Source organism: Streptomyces sp. NPDC032198 (assembly GCF_040636975.1).
GTDB lineage: Bacteria > Actinomycetota > Actinomycetes > Streptomycetales > Streptomycetaceae > Streptomyces.
In genome coordinates, this window is the sequence record NZ_JBEZVL010000002.1 from 299482 (window position 1) to 323191 (window position 23710).

The window sequence follows — 23710 nt, forward strand, 5'->3', positions numbered from 1 at the left end:
GGAGCGGGTCTCCACCAGGATGAAAGTCCTGGTGGGGGCCCGCTTCTCGTTGTGTCGCGGGGTGCCGTGCCGTGGGCGCCCCCGCACGGTGATGTATGTCACCGGCCATCGGTTCGGTGCGCCGAGTTGTCCACACGCCGCGGGTTGTCCACAGGCTCTGACGCTGTTCGGCACCCGGCGGTACCTTCATGCCAGGTGAGGCCCTCGGGGGGCCGCCCGGACGGCTGGGGGTGGGCATGACGGAGTTCAAGGGTGCGCGGCTGCCTTACGTAAAGGGGTTCGCGCGGTGGCCCTCACAGAGCGGGGCGGCTTCGGGCGGTTCTGACGGCTCGGCGGGCTCGGGCGGTTCCGGCTCGGCGGGTTCGCCGAAGCGGGAGGGCAAGGCGCTGCGGGCACGCGTCAGCCGTGCCTCGCACGAGTGGTTCGCCGAGGACGACAACCGCCCCGATCCGGTCGAAGCCGTGGAGGAGTCCAACCGAAGCAGGCTCCCCGAGCTCACACCGATCCGCATGGGCAGGATGGCCGCGTCGCCCTTCGCCTTCCTGCGCGGAGCCGCCGGACTGATGGCGTACGACCTCGCGCGGACCCCCGTGACGGGGATCGGCGCCCAGATATGCGGAGACGCCCACGCCGCGAACTTCGGTCTCTACGCGGACGCGCGCGGCGGCCTCGTCATCGACCTGAACGACTTCGACGAGACGGTGCACGCACCCTGGGAGTGGGACGTGAAGCGCCTCGCGGCATCCCTCGTGCTCGCGGGACGCGAGGCGGGAGCCGACGAGGACATCTGCAAGGAAGCGGCGTTCGACGCGGTGGGGGCGTACCGGCGCACGATGCGGCTGCTCGCGAAACTCCCCGCGCTCGACGCCTGGAACGCCATCGCGGACGAGGAACTGGTCTCCCACACGGACGCGCGGGACCTCCTCGGCACCCTGGAGAGCGTCTCCGAGAAGGCACGGCAGAACACCAGCGCCCGGTTCGCCGCCAAGTCGACCGAGCGCGTCGAGGACGAGGCCGGCCACGCGGTACGCCGCTTCGTCGACGCCCCGCCGGTGCTGCGGCGAATACCGGACGCGGAAGCGGCCGAGGTCGCGTCCGCCCTCGCGGAGTACGTGAGCACGCTGCCCGAGGACCGGCTGCCGCTGCTCGAGCGGTACGCGGTCCAGGACGTGGCGTTCCGCGTCGTGGGCACGGGCAGCGTCGGCCTGCGGTCGTACGTGGTGCTGCTGCTCGACCACCGGGGCGAGCCGCTGGTCCTCCAGGTCAAGGAGGCACGGCCCTCCGCGCTGCTTCCGCATCTGCCCACGGTGGGCTTCACGGTGCCCGAGGTCGCGCACGAAGGACACCGGGTGGTGCTCGGACAGAAGCGGATGCAGGTGGTCAGCGACTTCCTGCTGGGGTGGACGACGGTGGCCGGGCGGGCCTTCCAGGTACGGCAGTTCAGAAACCGCAAGGGCAGCGTGGACCCGGCGGCGCTGGCAGCCGACCAGATCGACGACTACGGCCGGATGACCGGAGCCCTGCTGGCCCGCGCCCACGCGCACAGCGCCGACCCACGGCTCATCGCGGGATACGTCGGCAAGAACGACGAGCTGGACACGGCGGTGTCCGCGTTCGCCGTGACCTACGCGAACCGCACCGAGGCCGACCACGCGGAGCTCGTGCGCGCGGTCAAGGAGGGACGGGTGGAGGCGGAGGCGGGGGTTTGAGGGGGGTGGGGTGAGGGGGTGGGGAGGGGGGAGGGGAGGCCCCCCGGAGAGGTTGGGTGGCGAGGCTTCGGCGGGCCTCGGGCGGCATGGGCCAGCACGCTGACAGGGCGGTGTCGCGGTGGCCTACGCTGGACGGGTGACGACCCCGGAAGCCGAGCCTACGCAGCCCCAGACGCCCGATCCCGATCCCGTGACCGCCGGTCGCGAGGCTCCTGACGGGGCGGCGGGGCAGGGCGGTGCCGCGCGGCCGGAGGACCGGCTGGAGAAGGCCGTCCGGGCGGCCGAGCAGGCGCTGATCGAGTACGAGATCGCCGTCGAGACGTTCCGCGTCGAGGTGGAGAACTTCTCCCGGCTGCACCACCAGAAGCTCGGCCCGATGTACGCGCGCCTCGACGAGCTGGACGCGGAGATCGCCGAGGCCCGGGCCGCCCTCAGTGGTGACCCGGAGGACCGGCGCACGGCGGACGAGGCGCGGGCGCGGGTCATGCCGATGCCCGGGGTCGAGGAGCTGTTCCACGGCTGGATGGACGGCGACGGCCTCTATCCGGAGGCCGCCGCGATGCTGACCGATCAGTCGGTGCGGCCGCCGCAGCGGGTGCGGCCCAGCGACGAGGCCCGCAAGCTCTACCGCGAGCTCGTCCGCAAGTCCCACCCCGACCTGGCCCAGGACGACCAGGAACGCGCTCGGCGCGAGGAGTTCATCACGCGGGTGAACGCCGCGTACGCGCGTGGCGACGAGCCCCTGCTGCGGGAGCTGTCCGAGGAGTGGGCCGCGGGACCGGTGCCCGAGCAGCAGTGGCCGAGCAAGAGCGAAGAGCTCTACGCCCGTCTCGAGTGGCTCTCCCAGCGCAAGGAGCTGCTCACGGTCGTCGCCCGGGAGCTGGAGGAAGGGGCGATCGGCGCGATGCTGCGGATGGCTCCGGACGATCCGGACCAGCTCCTCGACGAGATCGCCGAGCAGTTGCTCTCGCAGGTCACCGAGCGCGAGGCGGAGCTTGCGCGGCTGAGCGCTTAGCCGGTCGGGTAGCGTCGGGGCATGGCTTTCGGATCACAGGTGCCCACGGTCGGGATCGGCGAACTCGCGCCCGACGCCTTCATCCTCGACGTCCGCGAGGACGAGGAATGGCAGGCGGGCCACGCGGCGGGTGCGCTGCACATCCCGATGAGCGAGTTCGTCGCCCGCTTCGGCGAGTTGACCGAGGCGGCCCCTCAGGACGGCAAGGTCAATGTCATCTGCCGGGTCGGCGGACGTTCGGCGCAGGTCGCCATGTACCTCGTCCAGCAGGGCATCGACGCGCTGAACGTGGACGGCGGCATGCAGAGCTGGGAGGCCGCGGGCCGGCCCGTCGTCGACGACAAGGGCCAGCCGGGCGTCGTCATCTAGTTCGTCGGCTTCCGCTGGTTCGGTTGGTTCGGCTTCGGCTTCAGCCGAGGGGGTGGGCGGCCAGTAGGTCGCCCAGTGCCTCCTCGTGTGCCGCTGCCGGGCCGAGGGACAGCTCCAGCTGCTTGGCCCATGCGTGGTAGCGGTGGAGGGGGTAGTCGGTGTCGGAGCCGAAGCCGCCGTGCAGATGCTGTGCCGTCTGCACCACCCGGCGTACGCCGTCCGACGCCCAGATCTTGGCGACGGCCACGTCTCCCGAGGCGGGCAGGGCGCCGCTCGCGCCGGTGCTGATGCGCCAGGCGGCCTGCCAGAGGGTGACCTCCATCGCGCGCAGGTCGATATAACGGTCGGCCGCCTGCACGGCCACGGCCTGGAAGGTGGCGACGGGGAAGCCGAACTGCTCGCGTTTTCCGGTGTATTCGCTGGTCATGCTCAGTACGCCCTCACCGAGGCCGAGTGCGAGCGCGCACGTCCCGGTGGCGAGCAGGTCGCGCAGCCAGTCCCAGGCCCCTTCGGCCTCGATGACGTCGGCGCCGACGATCCGGACGGACTCCAGGCTGAGCTCGCCGAGGCGCTCACCGCTGGTGGACACCTGGTCGGCGAGGGTGAGGCCGTCGTGCTCGCGGGGGATCAGGGTGAGGACGGTCCGGCCGGCCGGTGTGTGGGCGGGCACCACGATGAGGTCGGCGTTCTGTGCCCAGGGCACGGCCGTCTGTGTGCCGTCGAGCAGCCAGTCGTCGCCGTCCTGCCGTGCGGTGACGGCGAGTTCGGCGGGGTCGTGCCCGCTGCGGCCGTTCGCCGCGACGGTCAGGACGAGCTCGCCGCGGGCGGCTTTCGGCAGGATCCGCTGCTTCAACTCCTCGCTGCCGTGGGTCTGTACGGCATACGCGGCTGCGCTGCTTTCCAGGAGCGGGACGCGGGCGAGTTTTTTCGCCGATTCGCGCAGGACCAGGCAGAGGGCGATGGCGTCGAGGCCGGCACCGCCGTGCTCGGGGTCGATGAGCAGGCTCAGTAGATCGGCTCCGGCGAGCTTGGCCCACAGGGTGCGGTCGAAGTCCTCGGCGACGGCGCCCGGCACGAGGGCGGGACTCGGCACTTCGTCGGGTGCGACGGAGGCGAAGAGCGCCTTCGCCGCCTCGACGGCCGCCTGCTGTTCCTCGGTGAAGGTGAAGTCCACTGCTTGTCCTCCCGCGCACCGGCCCGACGGTCTGTCCTTGCTGCGCCCGCCGTTTCTGACGGGTCGTCAAGATAGAACAGGTTCTACGGGAAGGGAACAGTGGCGGCCTTCCGAGCCGCTGGAGCACTCAGCGGTCGAAGTCCAACTCCACCGTGTCCGTGGCCGGATGGGACTGGCACGCGAGCACATACCCCGCCTCGGTCTCCTCCGGCTCCAGGGCGAAGTTGCGGTCCATCCGCACCTCGCCCGAGACCCGGAAGGCCCGGCAGGTCCCGCACACCCCGCCCTTGCAGGCGTACGGAGCGTCCGCGCGGTTGCGGAGCACGGTCTCGAGGAGGGATTCCCCGTCCTGGACCGGCCACGTGCCGGAGCGCCCGTCGAGCGTTACCGTCACGGTGCTGTGCGCGGGGGCGGCCGTCGTGGCTGCGGGGACCGGGGTCGTGAGGCCGCCGTCCACGTGGAATATCTCCTCGTGGATGCGCTGCCTTGGCACGCCCAGGCCGCGCAGCGTCTTCTCCGCGCCCTGCACCAGACCGAACGGACCGCACAGGAACCAGCCCGCGACCTCCTCGACGGGCAACAGGGCCGGCAGCAGCCTGCCGAGCCGCTCCTCGTCGAGCCGCCCGGAGTCGAGCCCGGACTGCTGCTCCTCCCGGGAGAGCACGGTGACCAGCTGGAACCGGTCCGGCCAGCGATCCTTGAGGTCGGCGACCTCCTCCAGGAACATCGTCGACGCGGCCGTGCGGTCGCTGCGGATGAGGCAGAACGTGGCCTGCGGTTCGCGTTCGAGGAGCGTCGTGACGATGGAAAGCACCGGGGTGATCCCGCTGCCGCCGACGACCGCCGCATAGCGCCCGGGTGCCGGGTCCAGCGTGAAGCGCCCGGCCGGGGTCATGACCTCGAGTTCATCGCCGACGGCGATTTCCTTCAGGGCGTACGTCGAGAAGGCGCCGCCTTCGACGAAGCGCACTCCGACCCGCAGGGTCCGCGGCTCGGAGGGGCTTTCGGGGCGGGGCGCGGGTGCGCAGATCGAGTACGTACGCCGGATCTCGGTGCCGTCGACGAAGCGGCGGAGGGCGAGGTGCTGGCCCGGTACGAAGCGGTACTCCTCGCGCAGGGCGGGGGGCACGTCGAAGGTCAGCGTCACGGAGTCGTCGGTGAGCCGCTCGATGGCCGCTACCCGGAGCTGGTGGAAGCGCGCCATCACAACTCCTTGAAGTGGTCGAACGGTTCGCGGCAGGAGACGCAGCGGCGCAGGGCCTTGCAGGCCGTCGACGAGAAACGGCTGAGCAGCTCGGTGTCGGTCGATCCGCAGTGCGGGCAGCGGACGGAGAGGGTGAGGGGTATCGGCCCGCCCGCGCTGTGCGGGCGCGGGGGCGCGATGCCGAACTCCGCCAGTTTGCGGCGGCCCTCGGCGCTGATGTCGTCCGTCGACCAGGCGGGGGAGAGCACGGTGCGCACGGAGACCTCCGCCATGCCGCGGGCACGCAGGACCTGCTCGATGTCGGCGGTCATGGCCTCGATGGCCGGACAGCCGGTGTACGTGGGGGTCAGTTCGACGTCGACCTTGCCGATGCCGCGGACGTGCACGCCGCGCAGCACTCCGAGCTCGGCCAACGTGATGACCGGCAGCTCCGGGTCGGGCACGGAGCCCGCTAGGGCCAGAAGCTCTTCCTCCAGGGCGGTGGTCACCATGACGCCCCCGGGTGGCTGCGGTGCAGGTGCTGCATCTCGGCGAGCATCCGCCCGAAGGATTCGGTGTGCAGGCCCTGGCGGCCCGCACCGGCGGCCCAGGCCCCTTCCTGCGGGCCGGTGGGCACGGTCAAGGTCGCCTTCTCGATGACGGAGGTCACCGAGGCCGTCCAACTGGTGTGCAGCGCCGACCAGTCGATGCTCGCGGAGCCGTCCACGCCGTCGAGGCCCTCGACCGGCTGGAACATCTCGCCGGTGAACCGCCAGAGCGCGTCGATCCCGCGCTGCATCCGCTCGTGGCTCTCCGCCGTGCCGTCGCCGAGCCGCAGTGTCCACTGCTCCGCGTGGTCCTGGTGGTAGGCGACTTCCTTGACCGCCTTCGCCGCCAGCGGGGCGAACGTGCTCTCTCCGGTCGCCAACTGGCCGTACAGCAGCGTTTGGTACGTGGAGAAATAGAGCTGGCGGGCGATCGTGTGGGCGAAGTCGCCGTTCGGCTGCTCGACCAGCTGGAGGTTGCGGAAGGCGCGCTCCTCGCGGAGGTAGGCCAGTTCGTCCTCGTCCCCGGCCAGGGAGAGCAGGACGCGTGCCTGGCCGAGCAGGTCGAGGGCGATGTTCGCCAGGGCGACCTCTTCCTCGAGGACGGGGGCGTGGCCCGCCCACTCCCCCAGCCGGTGCGAGAGCACCAGCGCGTCATCGCCCAGAGCCAGGGCGGTGGCGGTGGCCGTCGGGGCCAGCGGTGCGGTCACAGGTGCTTCACCCCGTCCGGGATGTCGTAGAAGGTCGGGTGGCGGTAGGGCTTGTCGCCCGCCGGTTCGAAGAAGGAGTCCTTCTCGTCGGGCGAGGAGGCGGTGATCTGGGTGGACGGCACGACCCAGATCGAGACGCCTTCGCTTCTGCGGGTGTACAGGTCGCGGGCGTTGCGCAGGGCCATTTCCGCGTCCGGCGCGTGCAGGCTGCCCGCGTGGGTGTGGGAGAGCCCGCGGCGGGAGCGCACGAACACCTCCCACAGCGGCCAGTCGGTCGAGCTGCTCATGCCTTCGCCTCCCCGTGCTTGGCGGCGAATGCCGCTGCTGCCTCGCGCACCCACGAGCCTTCTTCGTGCGCGCTCCTGCGCTGAGTGATCCGCTGTTCGTTGCAGGGGCCGTTCCCCTTCAGGACCGCCCAGAATTCCGTCCAGTCGATCGCGCCGAAGTCGTGCTGTCCCCGCTCCTCGTTCCACACGAGGTCCGGGTCGGGCAGCGTGAGCCCGAGGGACTCGGCCTGGGGGACGCAGATGTCCACGAAGCGCTGGCGCAGCTCGTCGTTCGAGTGGCGCTTGATCTTCCAGGTCATCGACTGCTCGGAGTGCGACGACTCGTCGTCGGGCGGGCCGAACATCATCAGGGAAGGCCACCACCAGCGGTCCACGGCGTCCTGCGCCATCGCGTGCTGGGCCTCGGTGCCCCGGCTGAGGGCGAGCAGGGACTCATATCCCTGGCGCTGGTGGAACGACTCCTCCTTGCAGACGCGGACCATCGCGCGGGCATAGGGGCCGTACGAACAGCGGCAGAGCGGGACCTGGTTCGTGATCGCGGCGCCGTCCACCAGCCAGCCGATCGCGCCGACGTCGGCCCAGGTCAGCGTCGGGTAGTTGAAGATCGATGAGTACTTCTGGCGGCCCGAGTGCAGTTTGTCGAGCAGCTCTTCCCGGCTGGTGCCCAGGGTCTCGGCCGCGCTGTACAGATACAGGCCGTGGCCGGCCTCGTCCTGCACTTTGGCCATCAGGATCGCCTTGCGCCGCAGGGACGGGGCGCGCGTGATCCAGTTGGCCTCCGGCTGCATGCCGATGATCTCGGAGTGCGCGTGCTGCGCTATCTGCCTGACCAGCGAGGCGCGATAGGCGTCGGGCATCCAGTCCCGCGGCTCGATGCGCTCGTCGGCCGCGACGGCGGCGTCGAAGGCCGCCTCGTGCTCCGCCGTGCGTGCGGCGTCGGCCGCTGCCTGGTCCGGCTCGGACCGGGCCGTCTGATGCTCGGCTGCTGTCGCCATCGCGGTCCCCCTCGACCTTTAGCTAGCTACCGACCGATCGTTCGGTTCGTGGAATTCAATGGTGCGGCTCAGCGCCATAAGGTGTCAACCCTGTGGATAACTTCACGGACGCTGTGCCTGGCGCGCAGGCATGAGTACCGTTCCGCTGCGACGGGCGGGCAGAGAGCCGTGTGACGGGCGGGCCGACAGGCGCATCACCGTGCGGAATCGGGAATCGGGGCGGAATGGACGCTAACGACAGCAACGCGAGCGAGCCGCCGTCCCCGTCCTTCGACGCCGTCCACGCGTCTCCCGACGGCAACACCGCCGCCCCGCCGCCCCCGGCCCCCGGCATCGCGCCCGCACCCCGCAGCGGCATCGCGCCCGCACCCGCGCCCCGCAGCGGCATCGCCGCCCTCTCCCCGCGCTACCAGGTGGCGGCCGCCCTCGCGCTCGCGCTCATCGCCGTCACGGCCTGCGTCCACGTCGGGATGCTCTTCCTCCACGTCGCCCCCGCGAACACCATGACCAAGCAGCACGGGCAGGCCGTCGACGACTGGATCTACCCCGAGTTCGAGCAGAACTGGAAGCTCTTCGCGCCCAACCCGATGCAGCAGAACATCGCTGTGCAGGCCCGCGCCCAGATCCGTACAAAGGACGGAACCACCCGGACCACCGGCTGGTACGACCTCTCCGCACGTGACGGCGCCGCCATCGACGGCAATCTGCTGCCCAGCCACACGCAGCAGAACGAACTGCGCAGGGCCTGGGACTTCTACGTCGCCGCCCACGACACGCAGAATCGTCCCCGCGGCCTGCGCGGACAGCTCTCGGAGCGCTACATCCGCCGCATCGCGATGATGCGCGTCGAGCGTGAGGGGGCCCTGGACCGGGGCGCCACCGTCGAGCGCGTCCAGGTCCGCTCCAGAACCACGAACGTGCCGCCCCCCGAGTGGAGCGATGAGAAAGTCACGACGAAACCGGCGCTCCGCCAGCTGCCGTGGTGGTCCGTGACGCCCGACGACATGCCCCTGGGCAAGGCGCAGGGAACCGAGGGGGACGCCCGATGAACCGCTTCGGCTCCCTGCTCGGGCGCGGCATCGAACGGATCACCGCGTCCGCTCTCGGGCCCTATCAGACCGCCGTGATCCGCATCGGATTCGCCGCCACCTGGCTGCTCTTCCTGCTGCGCGAACTCCCCCACCGCCATGAGCTCTACGGGCCCGACGGCCCGTGGAACTGGGACATGGCCCAGCAGCTCATCGCGGAGAACGACGCCTTCACGGTCCTGATGTGGTCGGACGGGCGCCTCTGGTTCGAGGTCGTCTACGCCCTCGCCGTCCTCAGCAGCGCCCTGCTGGTGCTCGGCTGGCGCACCCGCACGATGTCCGTGCTCTTCATGATCGGCGTGCTCTCGCTGCAGAACCGCTCCATCTTCATGGGCGACGGCGGCGACAACGTCATACACCTCATGGCCACCTACCTGGTGTTCACGCGCTGTGGCCAGGTCTGGTCGCTCGACGCCCGGCGCGCGGCACGCGCGCGTAGGGCGCCTGCCGAGCCAGGGGAGGCACCGCTCGACCTGGAGAAGACGGCCCGCCCCGTCGACAAGGCCGACAGGACCGGCCCCGTCCTGTGGTGGGTCCTGGGGCTCGCTCTCTCCGTGGTGACGTTCATGGGGGAGCTCAGCGGGGGCTGGCTGCTGGTCTTCTGGGGGCTGTGGCTCGCGCACGGCCTGTGGTGGGCCGTCGGACGGCGCGCGCCCGACGGCGAGGCGCGCGAGTTGCTCGACGTCATCATCAGGCTCGCGCACAACGCCGCACTGCTGGTGATCATGGTCGAGGCGTGTCTGATCTACGCGACGGCCGGCTGGTACAAGATCCAGGGCAGCCGCTGGCAGGACGGCACGGCCATCTACTACCCGCTGCGCCTGGACTACTTCTCCCCCTGGCCCGCGCTCTCCGACCTGCTCGCCTCGCACGGTCTCATGGTGATGCTGGTGACGTACGGGACGGTTGCCGTGCAGGTCGCCTTCCCCTTCACTCTCTTCAACAGGCGGGTCAAGAACGTCCTTCTGGCTGCCATGATCTTCGAGCACGCGGTCATCGCGGTCGTCCTCGGCCTGCCGTTCTTCTCGCTCGCCATGATCGCGGCCGACGCGGTGTTCCTGCCGACGTCGTTCCTGCGCCGCGTCGGCGGCCAGGTCACGCGCGCGCGTGACGCGCTGTTCTCGCGGTTGCCGCGCGGTGGGGCGGTGCCGGGGCAGCGCGGGGCGGACGAGGAACCGGCACCGGAATCCGTCGAGCACGCGCGCGTAGGCTTTCCTTCGTGAACGGGACGTGTGCGGGATGAACGGGACGCGGCAGAGTGACCCGGACGGCGCCGTCCGTGCCTGGCGGGGGCTCGCCGACACCTCGGTGCTGCTCGACGGCTTCCACGCCATCAAGCACGCGTTGCGGTTCGAGGCGCTCATCCCTTCGGCGCTGACCAGCGACAAGGCCGCCGTCCTCGCCCTCGCCGACGAGCTCGCGCCCGACGTCAAGGACGCCCTCGACACGCTCCTCGTCCAGGTCGCGGACGCCGCCCTGCGCGCCCTTGTGCCGCGTCTGCACCCCACGGGGGTGGCCGCTCTCGCGGTACGGCCGTCCCGGGCGGCCAACCTTGACGCCCTGGCCCGCATGCCGAGGACCGCGCCGGTCGTCGTCCTCGACGATCCGCGCAATCTGGGCAACGCCGGGGCCGTGATCCGGCTCGCCGCGGGGTTCGGGACGACAGGCGTCGTCACGACCGGCACGCTCGACCCCTGGCATCCCACGGTCGTACGCGGTGGCGCGGGCCTGCACTTCGCCACGGCCGTCGAGCGGATGGACGTCGACGAGCTGCCGCAGGGCCCGGTGTACGCGCTCGACGCGGAAGGCGTGGACATCCGGGGCCTCAAGCTGCCGGACGACGCCGTGCTGGCCTTCGGGTCCGAGCGGAGCGGGCTGTCCGCGCGGCTGCGGGAGCGCGCCGATCACCTGGTGTCCCTGCCGATGCGGCCCCAGGTCTCCAGCTACAACCTGGCCACCAGCGTCGGGATGACGCTCTTCCACTGGTCGGCGGGCAGGCCCCCGGGCGCGGAGGCCTGAACCCGCCGTCAGGCGTCAGGAATCAGGCGTCCCTGCGGATCTCCACCACACGGAAGCGGTTGGCCACGAAGGCGCCGTCGCACAGGGCGGCGTTCGCGGCCGGGTTGCCGCCCGAGCCGTGGAAGTCCGAGAACGCCGCCGTCTGGTTCACATAGACGCCGCCCGTGAGGTTCAAGGAGAGCTGGGCGCACTCCTCCAGGCAGGTCTCCTCCACGGCGCCGGACACCTCGTCCGACGTCGTGTACGCGCCGACCGTCATCGCGCCCTTGTCGCGCACCGTGCGGCGCAGCAAGTCCACGGCGTCCGAGGACGAGTCGACCGCGACCGCGAAGGAGACGGGTCCGAAGCACTCGTTCAGATAGACCGCCTCGGAGTCCGGCTTCGCGCCGTCCAGCTTGACGATGACCGGGGTGCGGACCACAGCGTCCGGGAACTCGGGGTTGCTGATCTCCCGTGAGGGGAGAGCCACTTCGCCGAGTCCGGACGCGGCCTCCAGGCGGGCCTTCACATCCGGGTTGACCAGGGCGCCGAGGATGCCGTTCGCCCGGGCGTCGTCGCCGAGCAGGCCGTTCACCGACGCGGCCAGGTCGGACACCACGTCGTCGTACGACTTCGCGCCGGCGTCCGTCGTGATGCCGTCCCGGGGGATCAGGAGGTTCTGCGGGGTCGTGCACATCTGGCCGCTGTAGAGGGACAGGGAGAAGGCCAGGTTGGACAGCATCCCCTTGTAGTTGTCCGTCGAGTCGACGACGACCGTGTTCACGCCGGCCTTCTCCGTGTAGACCTGCGCCTGGCGGGCGTTGGTCTCCAGCCAGTCACCGAAGGCCGTCGAACCTGTGTAGTCGATGATCTTGACCTCGGGGCGGACGGCGAGGGTCTTGGCGATGCCTTCGCCCGGCCGCTCGGCGGCCAGGCACACCAGGTTCGGGTCGAAGCCCGCGTCGGCGAGGGCCTCGCGCGCGATGCGCACCGTCAGCGCGAGCGGGAGCACCGCCCGCGGGTGGGGCTTGACCAGGACGGGGTTGCCGGTGGCCAGGGAGGCGAACAGGCCCGGATAGCCGTTCCACGTCGGGAAGGTGTTGCAGCCGATCAGGAGCGCGATACCCCGCCCCACGGGCGTGAAGCGCTTGTCCAGGGCGATCGGGTCGCGCTTGCCCTGGGGCTTGGACCACTCCGCGTTGTCCGGGGTGCGGGCCTGCTCCACGTACGCGTACGCCACCGCTTCGAGGCCGCGGTCCTGGGCGTGCGGGCCGCCCGCCTGGAAGGCCATCATGAAGGCCTGGCCGCTGGTGTGCATGACCGCGTGCGCCAGCTCGTGCGTGCGCGCGCTGATGCGCGACAGGATCTCCAGACAGACCATCGCGCGCACTTCCGCGCCCGCGTCGCGCCAGGCGCGCATTCCGGTGCGCATGGCGGGCAGCAGCGTGTCGATGTCCGGGTGGGGGTACGTGATGCCCAACTCGGGCCCGTACGGAGAGACTTCCGCGCCCGTCCAGTCGTCCGTGCCCGGCTGGCCGAGCTCGAAGCGGCTGCCCAGGAGGGCGTCGAAGGCGGCTTTGCCCTCGGGCAGGCTCAGGCTGCCGTTCTCTCCATAGGCCTTGGGGTGCTCGGGGTGCGGCGACCAGTACGCGCGCGTGCGGATCGTCTCCAGCGCCTGGTCGAGTGTGGGCCGGTGCGTGGCGATCAGCTGGTGCGCGGTGAGTTCGGCGGCCATATCGGACCAACTCCTCGTCGAGCCGGCTCTTCGTCGAGCCGGCGAGCTGGGCAGGGCAGTGGGCAGGAACGGACGGACAGAGCTAGAGTAACCGAACGATCGGTCGGGACAAGGGGGTCCGCCGAACCTGTGGACAACTTCTCGCCGGGCACCCCCGCACCCTCCGGCGGACACCTCGTGCGGGAGGATCGCGAGCATGACAGCACTCGAGCTCAGCAGCCCCGTTGCCGTGGTCGGCACCGGCACCATGGGCCAGGGCATCGCCCAGGTCGCCCTGCTGGCGGGCCACCCCGTGCGGCTGTACGACGCCGTGGAGGGCCAGGCCAAGGCCGCGGCCGCCACGATCGCCGCACGCCTGGACCGACTGGTCGAAAAGGGCAGGCTCACTGCCGGCGACCGGTCCGCCGCGGGGGAGCGCCTCGCGCCGGTCGAGAGCCTCGCCGAGCTGGCCGGGTGCGGACTCGTCATCGAGGCGATCCTGGAGCGACTGGCCGTCAAACAGCGCCTCTTCGAAGAGCTGGAAGAGGCCCTCGCCGAGGACTGTCTCCTCGCCACGAACACGTCCTCCCTCTCCGTCACCGCCATCGCGGGCACCCTCAAGAAGCCCGGCCGTTTCGTCGGCCTGCACTTCTTCAACCCCGCCCCGCTCCTCCCCCTCGTCGAGGTCGTCAGCGGATTCGCGACCGACGAAACGGCCGCCACGCGCGCGTACGAGACAGCGCGGGCCTGGGGCAAGACGCCGGTGCGCAGCGCGGACACCCCCGGCTTCATCGTCAACCGGATCGCCCGCCCCTTCTACGCCGAGGCGCTGCGCCTCCACGAGGAGCGGGCCGCCGACCCGGCCACCATCGACGCCGTCCTTCGCGAATGCGGCGGCTTCAAGATGGGCCCCTTCGAGCTCACCGACCTCATCGGCCAGGACGTGAACGAGGCCGTCACCCGCTCCGTGTGGGAGTCCTTCTTCCAGGACCCCAAGTTCACGCCGTCACTCGCCCAGCGCCGCCTCGTCGAATCCCGCCGCCTGGGCCGCAAGTCGGGTCAGGGCTGGTATGCGTACGGCGACGACGCCCCGCGCGCGGAGCCGCACACGGCGGCGCCCGCACCGGCCCCGGCGTCCGTCGCGGTGCACGGGGACCTGTTCCAGGCGCACGACCTTGTCGGGCTGATCGACGACGCCGGGATCGACCTCGTGCACAAGGAGCCCTTCGACCCCGACCGCCCCGGCTGGATCGAACTGCCCAGCGGCGTGCGGATGTTCCTGAGCGACGGCTCCACCGGGAACGACGCCGAGACGGCGGTGATCCAGTTCGATCTCGCGCTGGACTACCCTTCCGCGACCAGGATCGCCCTGGCTCCCTCCGCGGCGGTGGGCGAGGACCAGCTCCAGGAGGCCGTGGGCCTCTTCCAGGCGCTGGGCAAGCAGGTCAGCGTCATAGCCGATGTCCCGGGGATGATCGTGGCCCGTACCGTCGCCATGCTCGTCGACTTCGCCCAGGACGCCGTCGCGCGCGGTGTCGCCAGCAGAGAAGACATCGACACGGCGATGCTCCTGGGCGTCAACTACCCCCGCGGACCGCTCGCATGGGGCGAGGCGCTCGGCGCGCTCTGGGCCATCGACACCCTGGAATGCCTGCACCAGGAGTACCCCACCGGCCGCTACGCGCCGTCCCAGGCGCTGCGCCGCGCGGCAGCGCGAGAGGACCTCAACGCATGACCACCACCAGGCGCGACACGTACACCCCGGAGACCCTCCTCACGGTGGCGGTCCGGGTCTTCAACGAGCGCGGGTACGACGGCACCTCCATGGAGCACCTCTCCAAGGCGGCCGGCATCTCCAAGTCGTCGATCTACCACCACGTCTCCGGCAAGGAGGAGCTGCTGCGCCGCGCGGTGAGCCGTGCGCTCGACGGTCTCTTCGGGATCCTCGCCGAGGAGCACGCGCGCGTGGGCACCGCCGTGCAGCGCCTGGAGCACGTCACGCGGCGCACCGTCGAGGTGCTGATCGCGGAACTGCCCTATGTGACGCTGCTGCTGCGCGTGCGCGGCAACACGGACACCGAGCGGTGGGCCATGGAGCGGCGCAGGGAGTTCGACCAGCAGGTCGCCGACCTGCTCAAGGAAGCCGTCGCCGACGGCGACCTGCGCTCCGACGTCGAGCTGCGCCTCGCCACCCGGCTGCTCTTCGGCATGATCAACTCCATCGTGGAGTGGTACCGCCCCGACGCCCGGGGTGCCTCCTCGGGCGAGCAGGTCGCCGACGCCGTCGTGCAGATGGCCTTCGCGGGGCTGCGCAGCGGTATCTGAGGGTCATTTCTCCGGCTCCAGGTCGTCCTCCTCGAAGACCAGCAACGTACGCGTGCTGAGCACTTCGGGGATGGACTGCAGCCGGGTCAGGACCAGCTCGCGCAGCGCGCGGTTGTCCGGCGTGTGCACCAGGAGCAGCACGTCGAAGTCGCCGCTGACCAGCGCGATGTGAGAGGCGCCCGGCAGTGTGCGCAGATGCTCGCGGACCGTGCGCCAGGTGTTCTGGACGATCTTGAGCGTGATGTACGCGGAAGCGCCCTGACCTGCTCGTTCATGGTTGATCCGGGCGCCGAATCCGCGTATGACCCCGTCGTCGATGAGGCGGTTGATGCGCGCGTACGCGTTGGCGCGCGACACGTGCACCCGCTCGGCCACGGCCCGTATCGACGCGCGACCGTCCGTGTGCAGGATCTGCAGGATGTCGCGGTCGATCGAGTCCAGCGGCCGGGGCAGGGGCTCCTGACGGTCGCCGGGCCGAACCTCCGGACGATCACCGTCGCGTCCGTCGGCCATTCGTTCAGATGCCATGTCCCCCCGCCTCCCTACCATGGACGTACTGCATCCATCCCAGGCTGTGCAGAACCGTTTGTCCACAGCCTGGAGGTGCCTGTAGCCAAAATGTGCCGACGACCGAACAATCGGTAGGTGAGGCGCCTCACATTGCCGCGCCTCTTTTGCCGCTCCCAAGAGGAGATCGCTTCCACATGGAGGTGCCGACATGACGGTCATGGAGCAGCGGGGCGTCTACCGGCCCACCCCGCCACCCGCATGGCAGCTCAGGACCGATCCCGCCCCGCTGCTGCCCGACGCCGAGCCGTACCGCGTCCTGGGTACCGAGGCCGCGGGCAAGGCCGATGAGGAGCTCCTGGGCCGCCTGTACGCCCAGCTGGTGCGCGGACGGCGGTACAACACGCAGGCGACCGCCCTCACCAAGCAGGGCAGGCTCGCCGTCTACCCCTCCAGCACCGGCCAGGAGGCGTGTGAGGTCGCCGCCGCGCTCGTCCTGGAGGAGCGGGACTGGCTCTTCCCCAGCTACCGGGACACGCTCGCCGCGGTCGCCCGCGGCCTCGACCCCGTCCAGGCACTGACCCTGCTGCGCGGCGACTGGCACACCGGTTACGACCCGCGTGAGTACCGCATAGCTCCCCTGTGCACCCCGCTGGCCACCCAGCTCCCGCACGCCGTGGGGCTCGCGCACGCCGCCCGCCTGAAGGGCGACGACGTGGTCGCGCTCGCCATGGTGGGCGACGGCGGCACCAGCGAGGGCGACTTCCACGAGGCGCTGAACTTCGCGGCCGTCTGGCAGGCGCCCGTCGTCTTCCTGGTGCAGAACAACGGCTTCGCGATCTCCGTGCCGCTCGACAAGCAGACGGCCGCCCCGTCCCTGGCCCACAAGGCCGTCGGGTACGGAATGCCGGGACGCCTGGTGGACGGCAACGACGCGGCGGCGGTGCACGAGGTGTTGGGCGAAGCGGTCTCCCGCGCGCGTGAGGGCGGCGGCCCCACGCTCGTCGAGGCGGTGACGTACCGCATGGACGCCCACACGAACGCCGATGACGCCACGCGCTACCGCGGGGACGCCGAGGTCGAGGCCTGGCGCGCGCACGACCCGATCGTGCTCCTGGAGCGGGAGCTGACCGAGCGCGGGCTCCTCGACGAGGACCGGATGCGGGCGGCCCGCGACGACGCCGAGGCCATGGCGGCCGACCTGCGGGGGCGGATGAACCAGGACCCCGAACTCGACCCCATGGACCTCTTCCGCCATGTGTACGCCGAGCAGACGACACAACTGCGCGAGCAGGCGGCCCAGTTGCGGGCCGAGCTCGAGGCGTCGAACGAAGAGCACACAGACGGAACAGACGGAACAGACGGCACGGACGGCGAGGAGAACGCGCGATGAGTACGGTCGCGGCCGAACGGGCCACCAAGAAGGCAGCCAAACCGGCCACCATGGCGCAGGCGCTCGGGCGCGCGCTGCGCGACTCCCTGGCCGAGGACCCGGCCGTGCACGTCCTCGGAGAGGACGTCGGGGCGCTCGGCGGAGTCTTCCGGGTCACCGACGGACTCACCAAGGAGTTCGGCGAGGACCGCTGTACGGACACCCCGCTCGCCGAGGCGGGCATCCTGGGCACAGCCGTCGGCATGGCGATGTACGGACTCCGGCCCGTCGTCGAGATGCAGTTCGACGCGTTCGCCTACCCCGCCTTCGAGCAGCTCATCTCCCATGTGGCGCGGATGCGGAACCGCACCAGGGGCGCGATGCCGATGCCCATCACGGTGCGCGTGCCCTACGGCGGTGGCATCGGCGGCGTCGAGCACCACAGCGACTCCTCCGAGGCGTACTACATGGCGACTCCGGGGCTCCATGTCGTCACGCCCGCCACGGTCGCCGACGCGTATGGCCTGCTGCGGGCCTCCATCGCCTCCGACGACCCGGTCGTCTTCCTGGAGCCGAAGCGCCTCTACTGGTCCAAGGCGGACTGGAACCCGGACGCGCCGCAGGCCGTTGAACCCATAGGCAAGGCAGTGGTGCGGCGCACCGGGCGCAGCGCCACCCTCCTCACGTACGGGCCGTCCGTGCCCGTCTGCATGGAGGCGGCCGAGGCCGCGGTCGCCGAGGGGTGGGACCTCGAAGTGGTCGATCTGCGCTCCCTCGTCCCCTTCGACGACGAGACGGTGGCCGCCTCCGTGCGGCGGACCGGGCGCGCGGTCGTCGTGCACGAGTCGGGCGGCTTCGGCGGACCCGGCGGAGAGATCGCCGCTCGCGTCACCGAGCGGTGCTTCCACCACCTGGAGGCGCCGGTGTTGCGCGTCGCCGGCTTCGACATTCCCTATCCGCCGCCAATGCTCGAGCGGCATCATCTGCCGGGCGTGGACCGGATCCTGGACGCGGTCGCGCGGTTGCAGTGGGAGGCGGACAACTGATGGCGCCCGGTCTGAGTGTGAACAGCCTCGAGTTCAAGCTGCCCGATCTCGGTGAGGGGCTCACGGAGGCGGAGATCACCCGCTGGCTCGTGCAGGTCGGTGACGTCGTCGCCGTGGACCAGCCCGTGGTCGAGGTGGAGACGGCCAAGGCGATGGTGGAGGTGCCCTGCCCGTACGGAGGCGTGGTGACGGCCCGCTTCGGTGAGGAGGGGTCGGAACTGCCGGTGGGAGCGCCGCTGTTGACGGTCGCCGTCGGCGCACCTGCCGGGGACGGGGCCGCGGCCGCGGCTCAGGCTCAGGCTCCGGCTCCCGAGGAGCCGGCGGAGCGAGCCCTGCAGTCGGCTGCCGCCGAGGAGTCCTCCGGCAACGTCCTGGTCGGGTACGGCACGGCGGCGGCGCCCGCGCGGCGCAGGAGGGTGCGGGCTGCGGGAGCCGTCACGAACGGCACACCGAAGCCTGCCGCGCGACCTGCCCCACCACTCCCGTCCGCCCCGCAGGAGCTCGCCGGGACCTGCGCCGCCGCGGGCCCTGGCGCCCTGCAGCGCCCGGACGGTCCGATACCGGTGATCTCCCCTCTCGTGCGCAAGCTGGCGCGTGAGAACGGCGTGGAGCTCCGCGAGCTGACGGGGACCGGCCCGGACGGGCTGATCATGCGCGCCGACGTGGAGGCGGCCATCGCGGCGGAGCTGGCCATAGCGGCGGGGCCGACGGCCGCGCCCGCTGCCTCGGTCACCCCCACCACCTCGGTCACGCCCACGCCGGCGGCAGCGGGAGCGGGCACGGCGGGGGAAGAGCGCTATCCGCTGACCGGCATCCGGGGCCTCGTCGCGGACAAGATGTCCCGCAGCAGGCGCGAGATACCGGAAGCCACCTGCTGGGTCGACGCCGACGCGACGGAACTGCTCGCGGCGCGCGCCGCGATGAACGCCGCCGTCAAGCAGGGCGAGGGGCACAAGATCTCGCTGCTCGCGCTGTTTGCCCGCATCAGCGTGGCCGCACTGGCCCGCTACCCGATGCTCAACTCCACCGTGGACATGGAGGCGCGGGAGGTGGTCCGGCTCGCCGACGTCCACCTCGGCTTCGCGGCGCAGACCGACCGTGGTCTGGTCGTCCCCGTGGTCCGGAACACGAACACGCGGACCACCGAATCGGTCAACGACGAGCTGATCCGGCTCACGGAGTCGGCGCGGGACGGAAAGCTGACGCCGGGGGAACTGACGGGCGGCACGTTCACGTTGAACAACTACGGGGTGTTCGGGGTCGACGGCTCCACGCCGATCATCAATCACCCCGAGGCGGCCATGCTCGGCGTGGGCCGGATCGTGCCCAAGCCGTGGGTGCACCAAGGGGAGTTGGCGGTGCGGCACGTCGTGCAGCTCTCGCTCACCTTCGACCACCGGGTGTGCGACGGCGGCACCGCGGGCGGGTTCCTGCGGTTCGTGGCGGACTGCGTGGAGCAGCCCGCGGTCCTGCTGCGGGCGGTGTGAGGAGGCCCAGGGCGGCGGTGTGCACCCTGGCGCGGTCCCGCGAGTCTGCGTACAGCGGTGACGCGAGTCGCGTACAGCGGTGACGCGAGTCGCGTACAGCGGTGACGCGAGTCTGCGTACAGCGGTGACGTGATTCTGCGGACAGCGGTGACGTGATTCTGCGGACAGCGGTGACGTGATTCTGCGGACAGAGGCGAACAGCGGCGGAGGAGGTGACGTGAACCTGCGTACAGAGATCGGGTGAGTCTGCGTACAGCGGCGGTGTGAGTCTGCGTACAGAGGTGAGGTGAGAGCCCGTACGGAGGGTGGCATTGATCCTTCGTACGCCCATACTCGGGGGATGACCGCGCAGAGGGCCCCGGGTGGCGCCGAATCCGCCGCCTCGCACGCCGCCCCGACCGACGTCCCGAGCGCCGCCCCTTCCGATGGCTCGCACGCCTCGCCGCACGTCATCCCGTACGACGCGGTGGTGCTCGCGGGCGGCGGTGCCAGACGGCTCGGCGGTGTGGACAAGCCGGGCCTTCGGGTGGGCGGCCGCGCACTGCTGGACCGGGTGCTCGGCGCGTGTTCCGGCGCTGGGACGACCGTGGTTGTCGCCGCACCCCGTTCGACCGCCCGCCCCGTGGTGTGGGCGCGCGAGGAACCCGTGGGGGCGGGGCCGCTCGCCGCGCTCGACGCGGGGCTGCGGTGTACCGGGGCGGAGCAGGTGGTGGTGCTCTCCGCCGATCTGCCGTTCCTGGAGGAGCGGACGGTGGGCGGACTCCTCACCGCGCTGCGCGAGAGCGGCGCGGACGGTGCGGTGCTGAGAGATCCCGGCGGCCGGGACCAGCCGCTGGTCGCGGCCTATCGCAGTGCCTCGCTGAAGCGTGAGATCGCGGAGCTCGCCGCCGGGCACGACGGTCTGACGGGCCTTCCGCTGCGATCGCTCACCGCGCGGCTCGAACTCACCAGGGTCACCGACGCCGTGGCGTCCTTCGACTGCGACACCTGGGACGACATCACGGCCGCCAGGGCCCGTATCAGGGAGCATGGTCACGTGCTGGATGAATGGATTACCGCAGTCAAGGACGAACTGGGCATCGAGCTCGACGTCGACACCGGCCTCCTGCTCGACCTCGCCCGCGACGCCGCGCACGGTGTGGCCAGGCCTGCGGCTCCGCTGACCACCTTCCTGGTGGGATACGCGGCGGCGCGGGCCTCCGAGGGCGGTGGGCCCGAAGCGGTGGCCGCGGCCGTCCGTAAGGCGGCGGCGCTGGCCACGCGGTGGGCGGAGGAGGGCGATCCCGACTCGGCGCCCGACTCGAAGCCTGACTCGGCGCCCGACGCGGGGGCCGGCGGGGCGCCGGGTGCGGTCGCCGGAAAACCGGCGGCTGGGCCGGATCTGACGTCGCCGGGCGACCACCCCGACCCGGGTCAGGACGCGAGGGCCGACATGCGGCCGGACGCCGGATGAGTGGGCAGCCCGCGCCGGACGCCGAGCTCGACGAGGCTCTTGCCCTGGTGAACGACGACCATGGCCGCAGGACCGGCAGGCGCGCCGACGACGAGCCCGTCGGCGGTGACCTTCGGGGCACGCCGGATGCCTCGGGCGACGCGGGGCACGACAGAGGGCAGGACAGTGGGCACGGCAGCGGGCCCCACCCGTCGGCCACGCCCGCCCCCACCGCATCCGCCGCCCCGGCCCCCCGAAGGCAAGGGCCGACCCCGAACAGCAACCCCGGCCACCCCGACGACCCCGTCCACCCCGGCAATCCCGGCAACCCCGACGACCCCAAGACCACCCCCTGGCCCGCGGCCCGCACCGCCGCCGGGCGGGCCCCGCGGCCAGTGCCCTCCACCTCCGCGGCCGTCACCGTCCCTCTGGGGCAGGCGCTCGGTCTCGTTCTCGCCGCGCCCCTGGTCGCCCTCACCGACCTCCCCTCCTTCGACACCTCCGCGATGGACGGCTGGGTCGTCGCGGGGCCAGGCCCCTGGGAAGTCCAGGCCGACGGAATCCTCGCCGGGCACGAGCGGCCGGATTCGCTCTCCGACGGGGAAGCCGTGCGCATCGCGACCGGCGCGCGGATCCCGCAAGAGGCCACCGCCGTCATCCGCAGCGAGCACGGCCTCACCGACGACAAGGGGCGGCTGCACCCCCGGCGTGACGTCACGCAGGGCCAGGACATCCGGCCCCGCGGCCAGGAGTGCCGCTCCGGAGAACACCTCCTGCCGCCCGGCTCCCTCGTGACCCCAGCGGTGCTCGGGCTCGCGGCAGCCGCCGGATACGACGAACTGCCCGTGGTCCCCCGGCCCAGCGCCGAAGTGCTGATCCTGGGCGATGAGCTGCTCACCGACGGACTCCCCCACGAGGGCCTCATCCGGGACGCGCTCGGGCCCATGCTGCCGCCCTGGCTGCGCTCGCTCGGCGTGGACGTCATCGCCGTACGCAGGCTCGGTGACGACGCCGAGGCGCTCCACCAGGCGATCACCACCTCCGCCGCCGACCTCATCGTCACCACCGGCGGTACCGCCTCCGGCCCGGTGGACCACGTCCACCCCACCCTGAGCCGCATCGGCGCCGAGCTCCTCGTGGACGGCGTCGCGGTGCGCCCGGGGCACCCCATGCTGCTCGCCCGCATCCGCCCCGACCAGCACCTCGTCGGCCTGCCCGGCAATCCGCTGGCCGCGGTCTCCGGCCTGCTGACCCTGGCCGAGCCCCTGCTGCGCACGCTCTCCGGGCGCCCCGCCACATCGCCGTACACCGCGGTGCTGCGCGAGGACGTCCACGGGCACCCGCACGACACCCGCCTCGTCCCCGTCACCCTCCACGCCGATCACGCCGTGCCCCTGCGCTACAACGGTCCGGCGATGCTGCGCGGGATCGCGGTGGCCGACGGGCTCGCGGTGGTCCCGCCGGGCGGCGCGCGCCGGGGCCAGGAGCTGGAGGTCCTCGACCTCCCTTGGGCTCTGCCGGAAGCAACTGGCCAAGCAACCACCCAAGGCGCCACAAACGCAGGACCTCAGGCAGGCGCTGACCCGGCCGGGGAGTGTTTCACGTGAAACTTCCCGGCCACGACGCCATCGCCCGCAACCCCGACGAGCACCTCGTCACCCACCGGATCAAGCTGCCCCGCCGGGTCGTCGAGCGGCCCCTGCTGCAGGTCGGCAAGCGGCTGCTGATGGCGCTCGCGGTGCTCGCCCTGACGACCTTCATCGTCTGGATCGACCGCGGCGGCTATCACGACAACTCCGACGACAGGCTCGACTTCCTCGACGCCGCCTACTACTCCACCGTCACGCTCTCGACCACCGGCTACGGCGACATCGTCCCGTACAGCGACAGCGCGCGGCTCAGCAACATCCTCCTGATCACGCCGTTGCGCGTGCTCTTCCTGATCATCCTGGTCGGCACCACCCTTGAAGTACTCACGGAACGTACGCGCGAGGAATGGCGTCTGAACCGCTGGAGGTCCAACTTGCGTGAACACACCGTCGTCGTCGGCTTCGGCACCAAGGGTCGCTCGGCGATCCAGACCGTCTGCGCGACCGGTCTGAAGCCCGAGCAGATCGTGGTGGTCGACCCGAGCGCGAAGGTCGTCGACGCCGCCACAGCGGAGGGGTACGCGGGCGTCATCGGCGATGCGACGCGCAGCGACGTGCTCCTCCGTGCCGAGGTGCAGCGCGCCCGGCAGATCATCATCGCGACCCAGCGGGACGACACCGCCGTCCTGGTGACGCTGACCGCCCGGCAGATGAACCGCGCGGCGAAGATCGTGGCCGCGGTGCGCGAGGAGGAGAACGCGCCGCTGCTTCGGCAGTCCGGCGCCGACGCGGTGATCACCAGCGCCAGCGCGGCGGGACGGCTGCTCGGCCTCTCCGTGCTCAGCCCCAGCGCGGGCATGGTCATGGAGGACCTGATCCAGCAGGGCAGCGGCCTCGATCTCGTCGAGCGGCCGGTGATAAAGGCCGAGGTGGGGCTCGGCGTGCGCGAGACGGACGACCTCGTCGTCAGTGTCGTACGCGGGCACCGGGTGCTCGGGTACGACGATCCGGCCGTCGGGAAGCTGCAGTTGATGGACCGTCTGATCACCATCGTGCGGGCGACGCCGACGTCACCGATGGCACCCGACGCCCGGTCGAATCCGCCGCGCGGAGGCCTGCGCACGTAGTCGGACCGGCCGGAATGCGCAGGGAGTAGCCTCGCCCG

The 23710-nt window shown here is 71.4% G+C and carries 22 protein-coding genes; 14 read left to right on the forward strand and 8 right to left on the reverse strand.

Annotated features, from left to right (window positions below; genetic code table 11):
• Positions 1–236 precede the first annotated feature (236 nt).
• The 3 genes from AB0E78_RS06535 to AB0E78_RS06545 all read left to right on the forward strand — a co-directional run bounded on the left by AB0E78_RS06535 (position 237) and on the right by AB0E78_RS06545 (position 3093).
• The gene (locus AB0E78_RS06535) at positions 237–1709 is read left to right on the forward strand and encodes a DUF2252 domain-containing protein (protein WP_361828996.1); all 1473 of its coding nucleotides are present in this window, start codon (positions 237–239) and stop codon (positions 1707–1709) included.
• A 190-nt stretch (positions 1710–1899) separates the two neighbouring features.
• Positions 1900–2724 (forward strand): J domain-containing protein, encoded by an 825-nt coding sequence (locus tag AB0E78_RS06540; RefSeq protein ID WP_361829530.1) that lies wholly within the window; start codon positions 1900–1902, stop codon positions 2722–2724.
• A 21-nt stretch (positions 2725–2745) separates the two neighbouring features.
• Entirely contained in the window at positions 2746–3093 is a 348-nt protein-coding gene (locus AB0E78_RS06545) for a rhodanese-like domain-containing protein (RefSeq protein ID WP_361828997.1), read from the forward strand.
• Between the two features lie 40 nt (positions 3094–3133).
• Here the strand turns inward: AB0E78_RS06545 and AB0E78_RS06550 are convergent, their stop codons facing one another.
• The 6 genes from AB0E78_RS06550 to paaA form a co-directional block, all read right to left on the reverse strand.
• On the reverse strand, positions 3134–4267 hold the full coding sequence (locus tag AB0E78_RS06550; protein WP_361828998.1) for an acyl-CoA dehydrogenase family protein: 1134 nt from the start codon (positions 4265–4267) through the stop codon (positions 3134–3136).
• A gap of 127 nt (positions 4268–4394) precedes the next feature.
• Positions 4395–5471 (reverse strand): 1,2-phenylacetyl-CoA epoxidase subunit PaaE, encoded by a 1077-nt coding sequence (gene paaE / locus AB0E78_RS06555; protein WP_361828999.1) that lies wholly within the window; start codon positions 5469–5471, stop codon positions 4395–4397.
• A complete protein-coding gene (gene paaD, locus AB0E78_RS06560) occupies positions 5471–5962 on the reverse strand; it encodes a 1,2-phenylacetyl-CoA epoxidase subunit PaaD (protein WP_361829000.1) in 492 nt (163 codons plus the stop codon). Before paaD ends, paaE begins: the two co-directional genes overlap by 1 nt.
• Positions 5956–6705, reverse strand: a complete 750-nt coding sequence (gene paaC / locus AB0E78_RS06565) for a 1,2-phenylacetyl-CoA epoxidase subunit PaaC (protein WP_361829002.1) — start codon at positions 6703–6705, stop codon at positions 5956–5958. Before paaC ends, paaD begins: the two co-directional genes overlap by 7 nt.
• Positions 6702–6992, reverse strand: a complete 291-nt coding sequence (gene paaB / locus AB0E78_RS06570; RefSeq protein WP_160506146.1) for a 1,2-phenylacetyl-CoA epoxidase subunit PaaB — start codon at positions 6990–6992, stop codon at positions 6702–6704. Before paaB ends, paaC begins: the two co-directional genes overlap by 4 nt.
• On the reverse strand, positions 6989–7987 hold the full coding sequence (gene paaA, locus AB0E78_RS06575; protein ID WP_361829003.1) for a 1,2-phenylacetyl-CoA epoxidase subunit PaaA: 999 nt from the start codon (positions 7985–7987) through the stop codon (positions 6989–6991). The genes paaB and paaA overlap by 4 nt, the downstream gene beginning before the upstream one ends.
• 224 nt (positions 7988–8211) lie before the next feature.
• On the opposite strand from paaA, the gene AB0E78_RS06580 reads away from it, so the two are divergent.
• The 3 genes from AB0E78_RS06580 to AB0E78_RS06590 are packed head-to-tail and all read left to right on the forward strand — an operon-like array spanning position 8212 to position 11094.
• On the forward strand, positions 8212–9036 hold the full coding sequence (locus AB0E78_RS06580) for a DUF5819 family protein (RefSeq protein WP_361829004.1): 825 nt from the start codon (positions 8212–8214) through the stop codon (positions 9034–9036).
• Positions 9033–10298, forward strand: a complete 1266-nt coding sequence (locus tag AB0E78_RS06585; protein WP_361829005.1) for an HTTM domain-containing protein — start codon at positions 9033–9035, stop codon at positions 10296–10298. The genes AB0E78_RS06580 and AB0E78_RS06585 overlap by 4 nt, the downstream gene beginning before the upstream one ends.
• Before the next feature lie 16 nt (positions 10299–10314).
• Positions 10315–11094, forward strand: coding sequence for a TrmH family RNA methyltransferase (locus AB0E78_RS06590; RefSeq protein ID WP_361829007.1), 780 nt, complete (start codon positions 10315–10317; stop codon positions 11092–11094).
• Positions 11095–11116: 22 nt separating this feature from the next.
• Here the strand turns inward: AB0E78_RS06590 and paaN are convergent, their stop codons facing one another.
• Positions 11117–12808, reverse strand: coding sequence for a phenylacetic acid degradation protein PaaN (paaN, locus tag AB0E78_RS06595; protein WP_361829008.1), 1692 nt, complete (start codon positions 12806–12808; stop codon positions 11117–11119).
• Between the two features lie 196 nt (positions 12809–13004).
• Here paaN and AB0E78_RS06600 point away from each other — a divergent pair, with 196 nt between their 5' ends.
• A complete protein-coding gene (locus tag AB0E78_RS06600) occupies positions 13005–14522 on the forward strand; it encodes a 3-hydroxyacyl-CoA dehydrogenase (RefSeq protein WP_361829010.1) in 1518 nt (505 codons plus the stop codon).
• A complete protein-coding gene (locus AB0E78_RS06605) occupies positions 14519–15112 on the forward strand; it encodes a TetR/AcrR family transcriptional regulator (protein ID WP_361829011.1) in 594 nt (197 codons plus the stop codon). Before AB0E78_RS06600 ends, AB0E78_RS06605 begins: the two co-directional genes overlap by 4 nt.
• Before the next feature lie 3 nt (positions 15113–15115).
• On the opposite strand, the gene AB0E78_RS06610 is transcribed toward AB0E78_RS06605, so the two are convergent.
• Positions 15116–15640 (reverse strand): Lrp/AsnC family transcriptional regulator, encoded by a 525-nt coding sequence (locus AB0E78_RS06610; protein WP_361829013.1) that lies wholly within the window; start codon positions 15638–15640, stop codon positions 15116–15118.
• Between the two features lie 190 nt (positions 15641–15830).
• Between AB0E78_RS06610 and pdhA the strand changes: the two genes are divergently transcribed.
• The 6 genes from pdhA (at position 15831) to AB0E78_RS06640 (ending at position 23672) form a co-directional block, all read left to right on the forward strand.
• Positions 15831–17012 carry a pyruvate dehydrogenase (acetyl-transferring) E1 component subunit alpha gene (pdhA, locus tag AB0E78_RS06615; RefSeq protein WP_361829014.1) on the forward strand — a complete coding sequence of 394 codons (1182 nt, stop codon included), beginning with the start codon at positions 15831–15833 and terminating at the stop codon, positions 17010–17012.
• Complete coding sequence (locus AB0E78_RS06620; RefSeq protein WP_361829016.1) at positions 17009–18037, forward strand: alpha-ketoacid dehydrogenase subunit beta; 1029 nt, start codon at positions 17009–17011, stop codon at positions 18035–18037. Before pdhA ends, AB0E78_RS06620 begins: the two co-directional genes overlap by 4 nt.
• The gene (locus AB0E78_RS06625) at positions 18019–19524 is read left to right on the forward strand and encodes a dihydrolipoamide acetyltransferase family protein (RefSeq protein ID WP_361829017.1); all 1506 of its coding nucleotides are present in this window, start codon (positions 18019–18021) and stop codon (positions 19522–19524) included. The genes AB0E78_RS06620 and AB0E78_RS06625 overlap by 19 nt, the downstream gene beginning before the upstream one ends.
• A gap of 340 nt (positions 19525–19864) precedes the next feature.
• Entirely contained in the window at positions 19865–20977 is a 1113-nt protein-coding gene (locus AB0E78_RS06630) for an NTP transferase domain-containing protein (protein WP_361829018.1), read from the forward strand.
• Positions 20974–22563 carry a molybdopterin molybdotransferase MoeA gene (locus AB0E78_RS06635; protein WP_361829019.1) on the forward strand — a complete coding sequence of 530 codons (1590 nt, stop codon included), beginning with the start codon at positions 20974–20976 and terminating at the stop codon, positions 22561–22563. Before AB0E78_RS06630 ends, AB0E78_RS06635 begins: the two co-directional genes overlap by 4 nt.
• Entirely contained in the window at positions 22560–23672 is a 1113-nt protein-coding gene (locus AB0E78_RS06640) for a potassium channel family protein (RefSeq protein WP_361829021.1), read from the forward strand. The genes AB0E78_RS06635 and AB0E78_RS06640 overlap by 4 nt, the downstream gene beginning before the upstream one ends.
• Positions 23673–23710: the final 38 nt, after the last annotated feature.

What these genes read in the sequence shown, in the direction of transcription:
- AB0E78_RS06630 (WP_361829018.1), top strand. Translation starts at nt 19,865, where the DNA reads ATGACCGCGCAGAGGGCCCCGGGTGGCGCCGAATCCGCCGCCTCGCAC.
- AB0E78_RS06590 (WP_361829007.1), top strand. Translation starts at nt 10,315, where the DNA reads ATGAACGGGACGCGGCAGAGTGACCCGGACGGCGCCGTCCGTGCCTGG.
- paaD (WP_361829000.1), bottom strand. Translation starts at nt 5,962, where the DNA reads ATGGTGACCACCGCCCTGGAGGAAGAGCTTCTGGCCCTAGCGGGCTCC.
- pdhA (WP_361829014.1), top strand. Translation starts at nt 15,831, where the DNA reads ATGACGGTCATGGAGCAGCGGGGCGTCTACCGGCCCACCCCGCCACCC.
- paaE (WP_361828999.1), bottom strand. Translation starts at nt 5,471, where the DNA reads ATGGCGCGCTTCCACCAGCTCCGGGTAGCGGCCATCGAGCGGCTCACC.
- AB0E78_RS06545 (WP_361828997.1), top strand. Translation starts at nt 2,746, where the DNA reads ATGGCTTTCGGATCACAGGTGCCCACGGTCGGGATCGGCGAACTCGCG.
- AB0E78_RS06610 (WP_361829013.1), bottom strand. Translation starts at nt 15,640, where the DNA reads ATGGCATCTGAACGAATGGCCGACGGACGCGACGGTGATCGTCCGGAG.
- AB0E78_RS06580 (WP_361829004.1), top strand. Translation starts at nt 8,212, where the DNA reads ATGGACGCTAACGACAGCAACGCGAGCGAGCCGCCGTCCCCGTCCTTC.
- AB0E78_RS06600 (WP_361829010.1), top strand. Translation starts at nt 13,005, where the DNA reads ATGACAGCACTCGAGCTCAGCAGCCCCGTTGCCGTGGTCGGCACCGGC.
- AB0E78_RS06620 (WP_361829016.1), top strand. Translation starts at nt 17,009, where the DNA reads ATGAGTACGGTCGCGGCCGAACGGGCCACCAAGAAGGCAGCCAAACCG.
- paaA (WP_361829003.1), bottom strand. Translation starts at nt 7,987, where the DNA reads ATGGCGACAGCAGCCGAGCATCAGACGGCCCGGTCCGAGCCGGACCAG.
- AB0E78_RS06605 (WP_361829011.1), top strand. Translation starts at nt 14,519, where the DNA reads ATGACCACCACCAGGCGCGACACGTACACCCCGGAGACCCTCCTCACG.
- paaN (WP_361829008.1), bottom strand. Translation starts at nt 12,808, where the DNA reads ATGGCCGCCGAACTCACCGCGCACCAGCTGATCGCCACGCACCGGCCC.
- AB0E78_RS06635 (WP_361829019.1), top strand. Translation starts at nt 20,974, where the DNA reads ATGAGTGGGCAGCCCGCGCCGGACGCCGAGCTCGACGAGGCTCTTGCC.
- paaB (WP_160506146.1), bottom strand. Translation starts at nt 6,992, where the DNA reads ATGAGCAGCTCGACCGACTGGCCGCTGTGGGAGGTGTTCGTGCGCTCC.
- AB0E78_RS06585 (WP_361829005.1), top strand. Translation starts at nt 9,033, where the DNA reads ATGAACCGCTTCGGCTCCCTGCTCGGGCGCGGCATCGAACGGATCACC.
- AB0E78_RS06535 (WP_361828996.1), top strand. Translation starts at nt 237, where the DNA reads ATGACGGAGTTCAAGGGTGCGCGGCTGCCTTACGTAAAGGGGTTCGCG.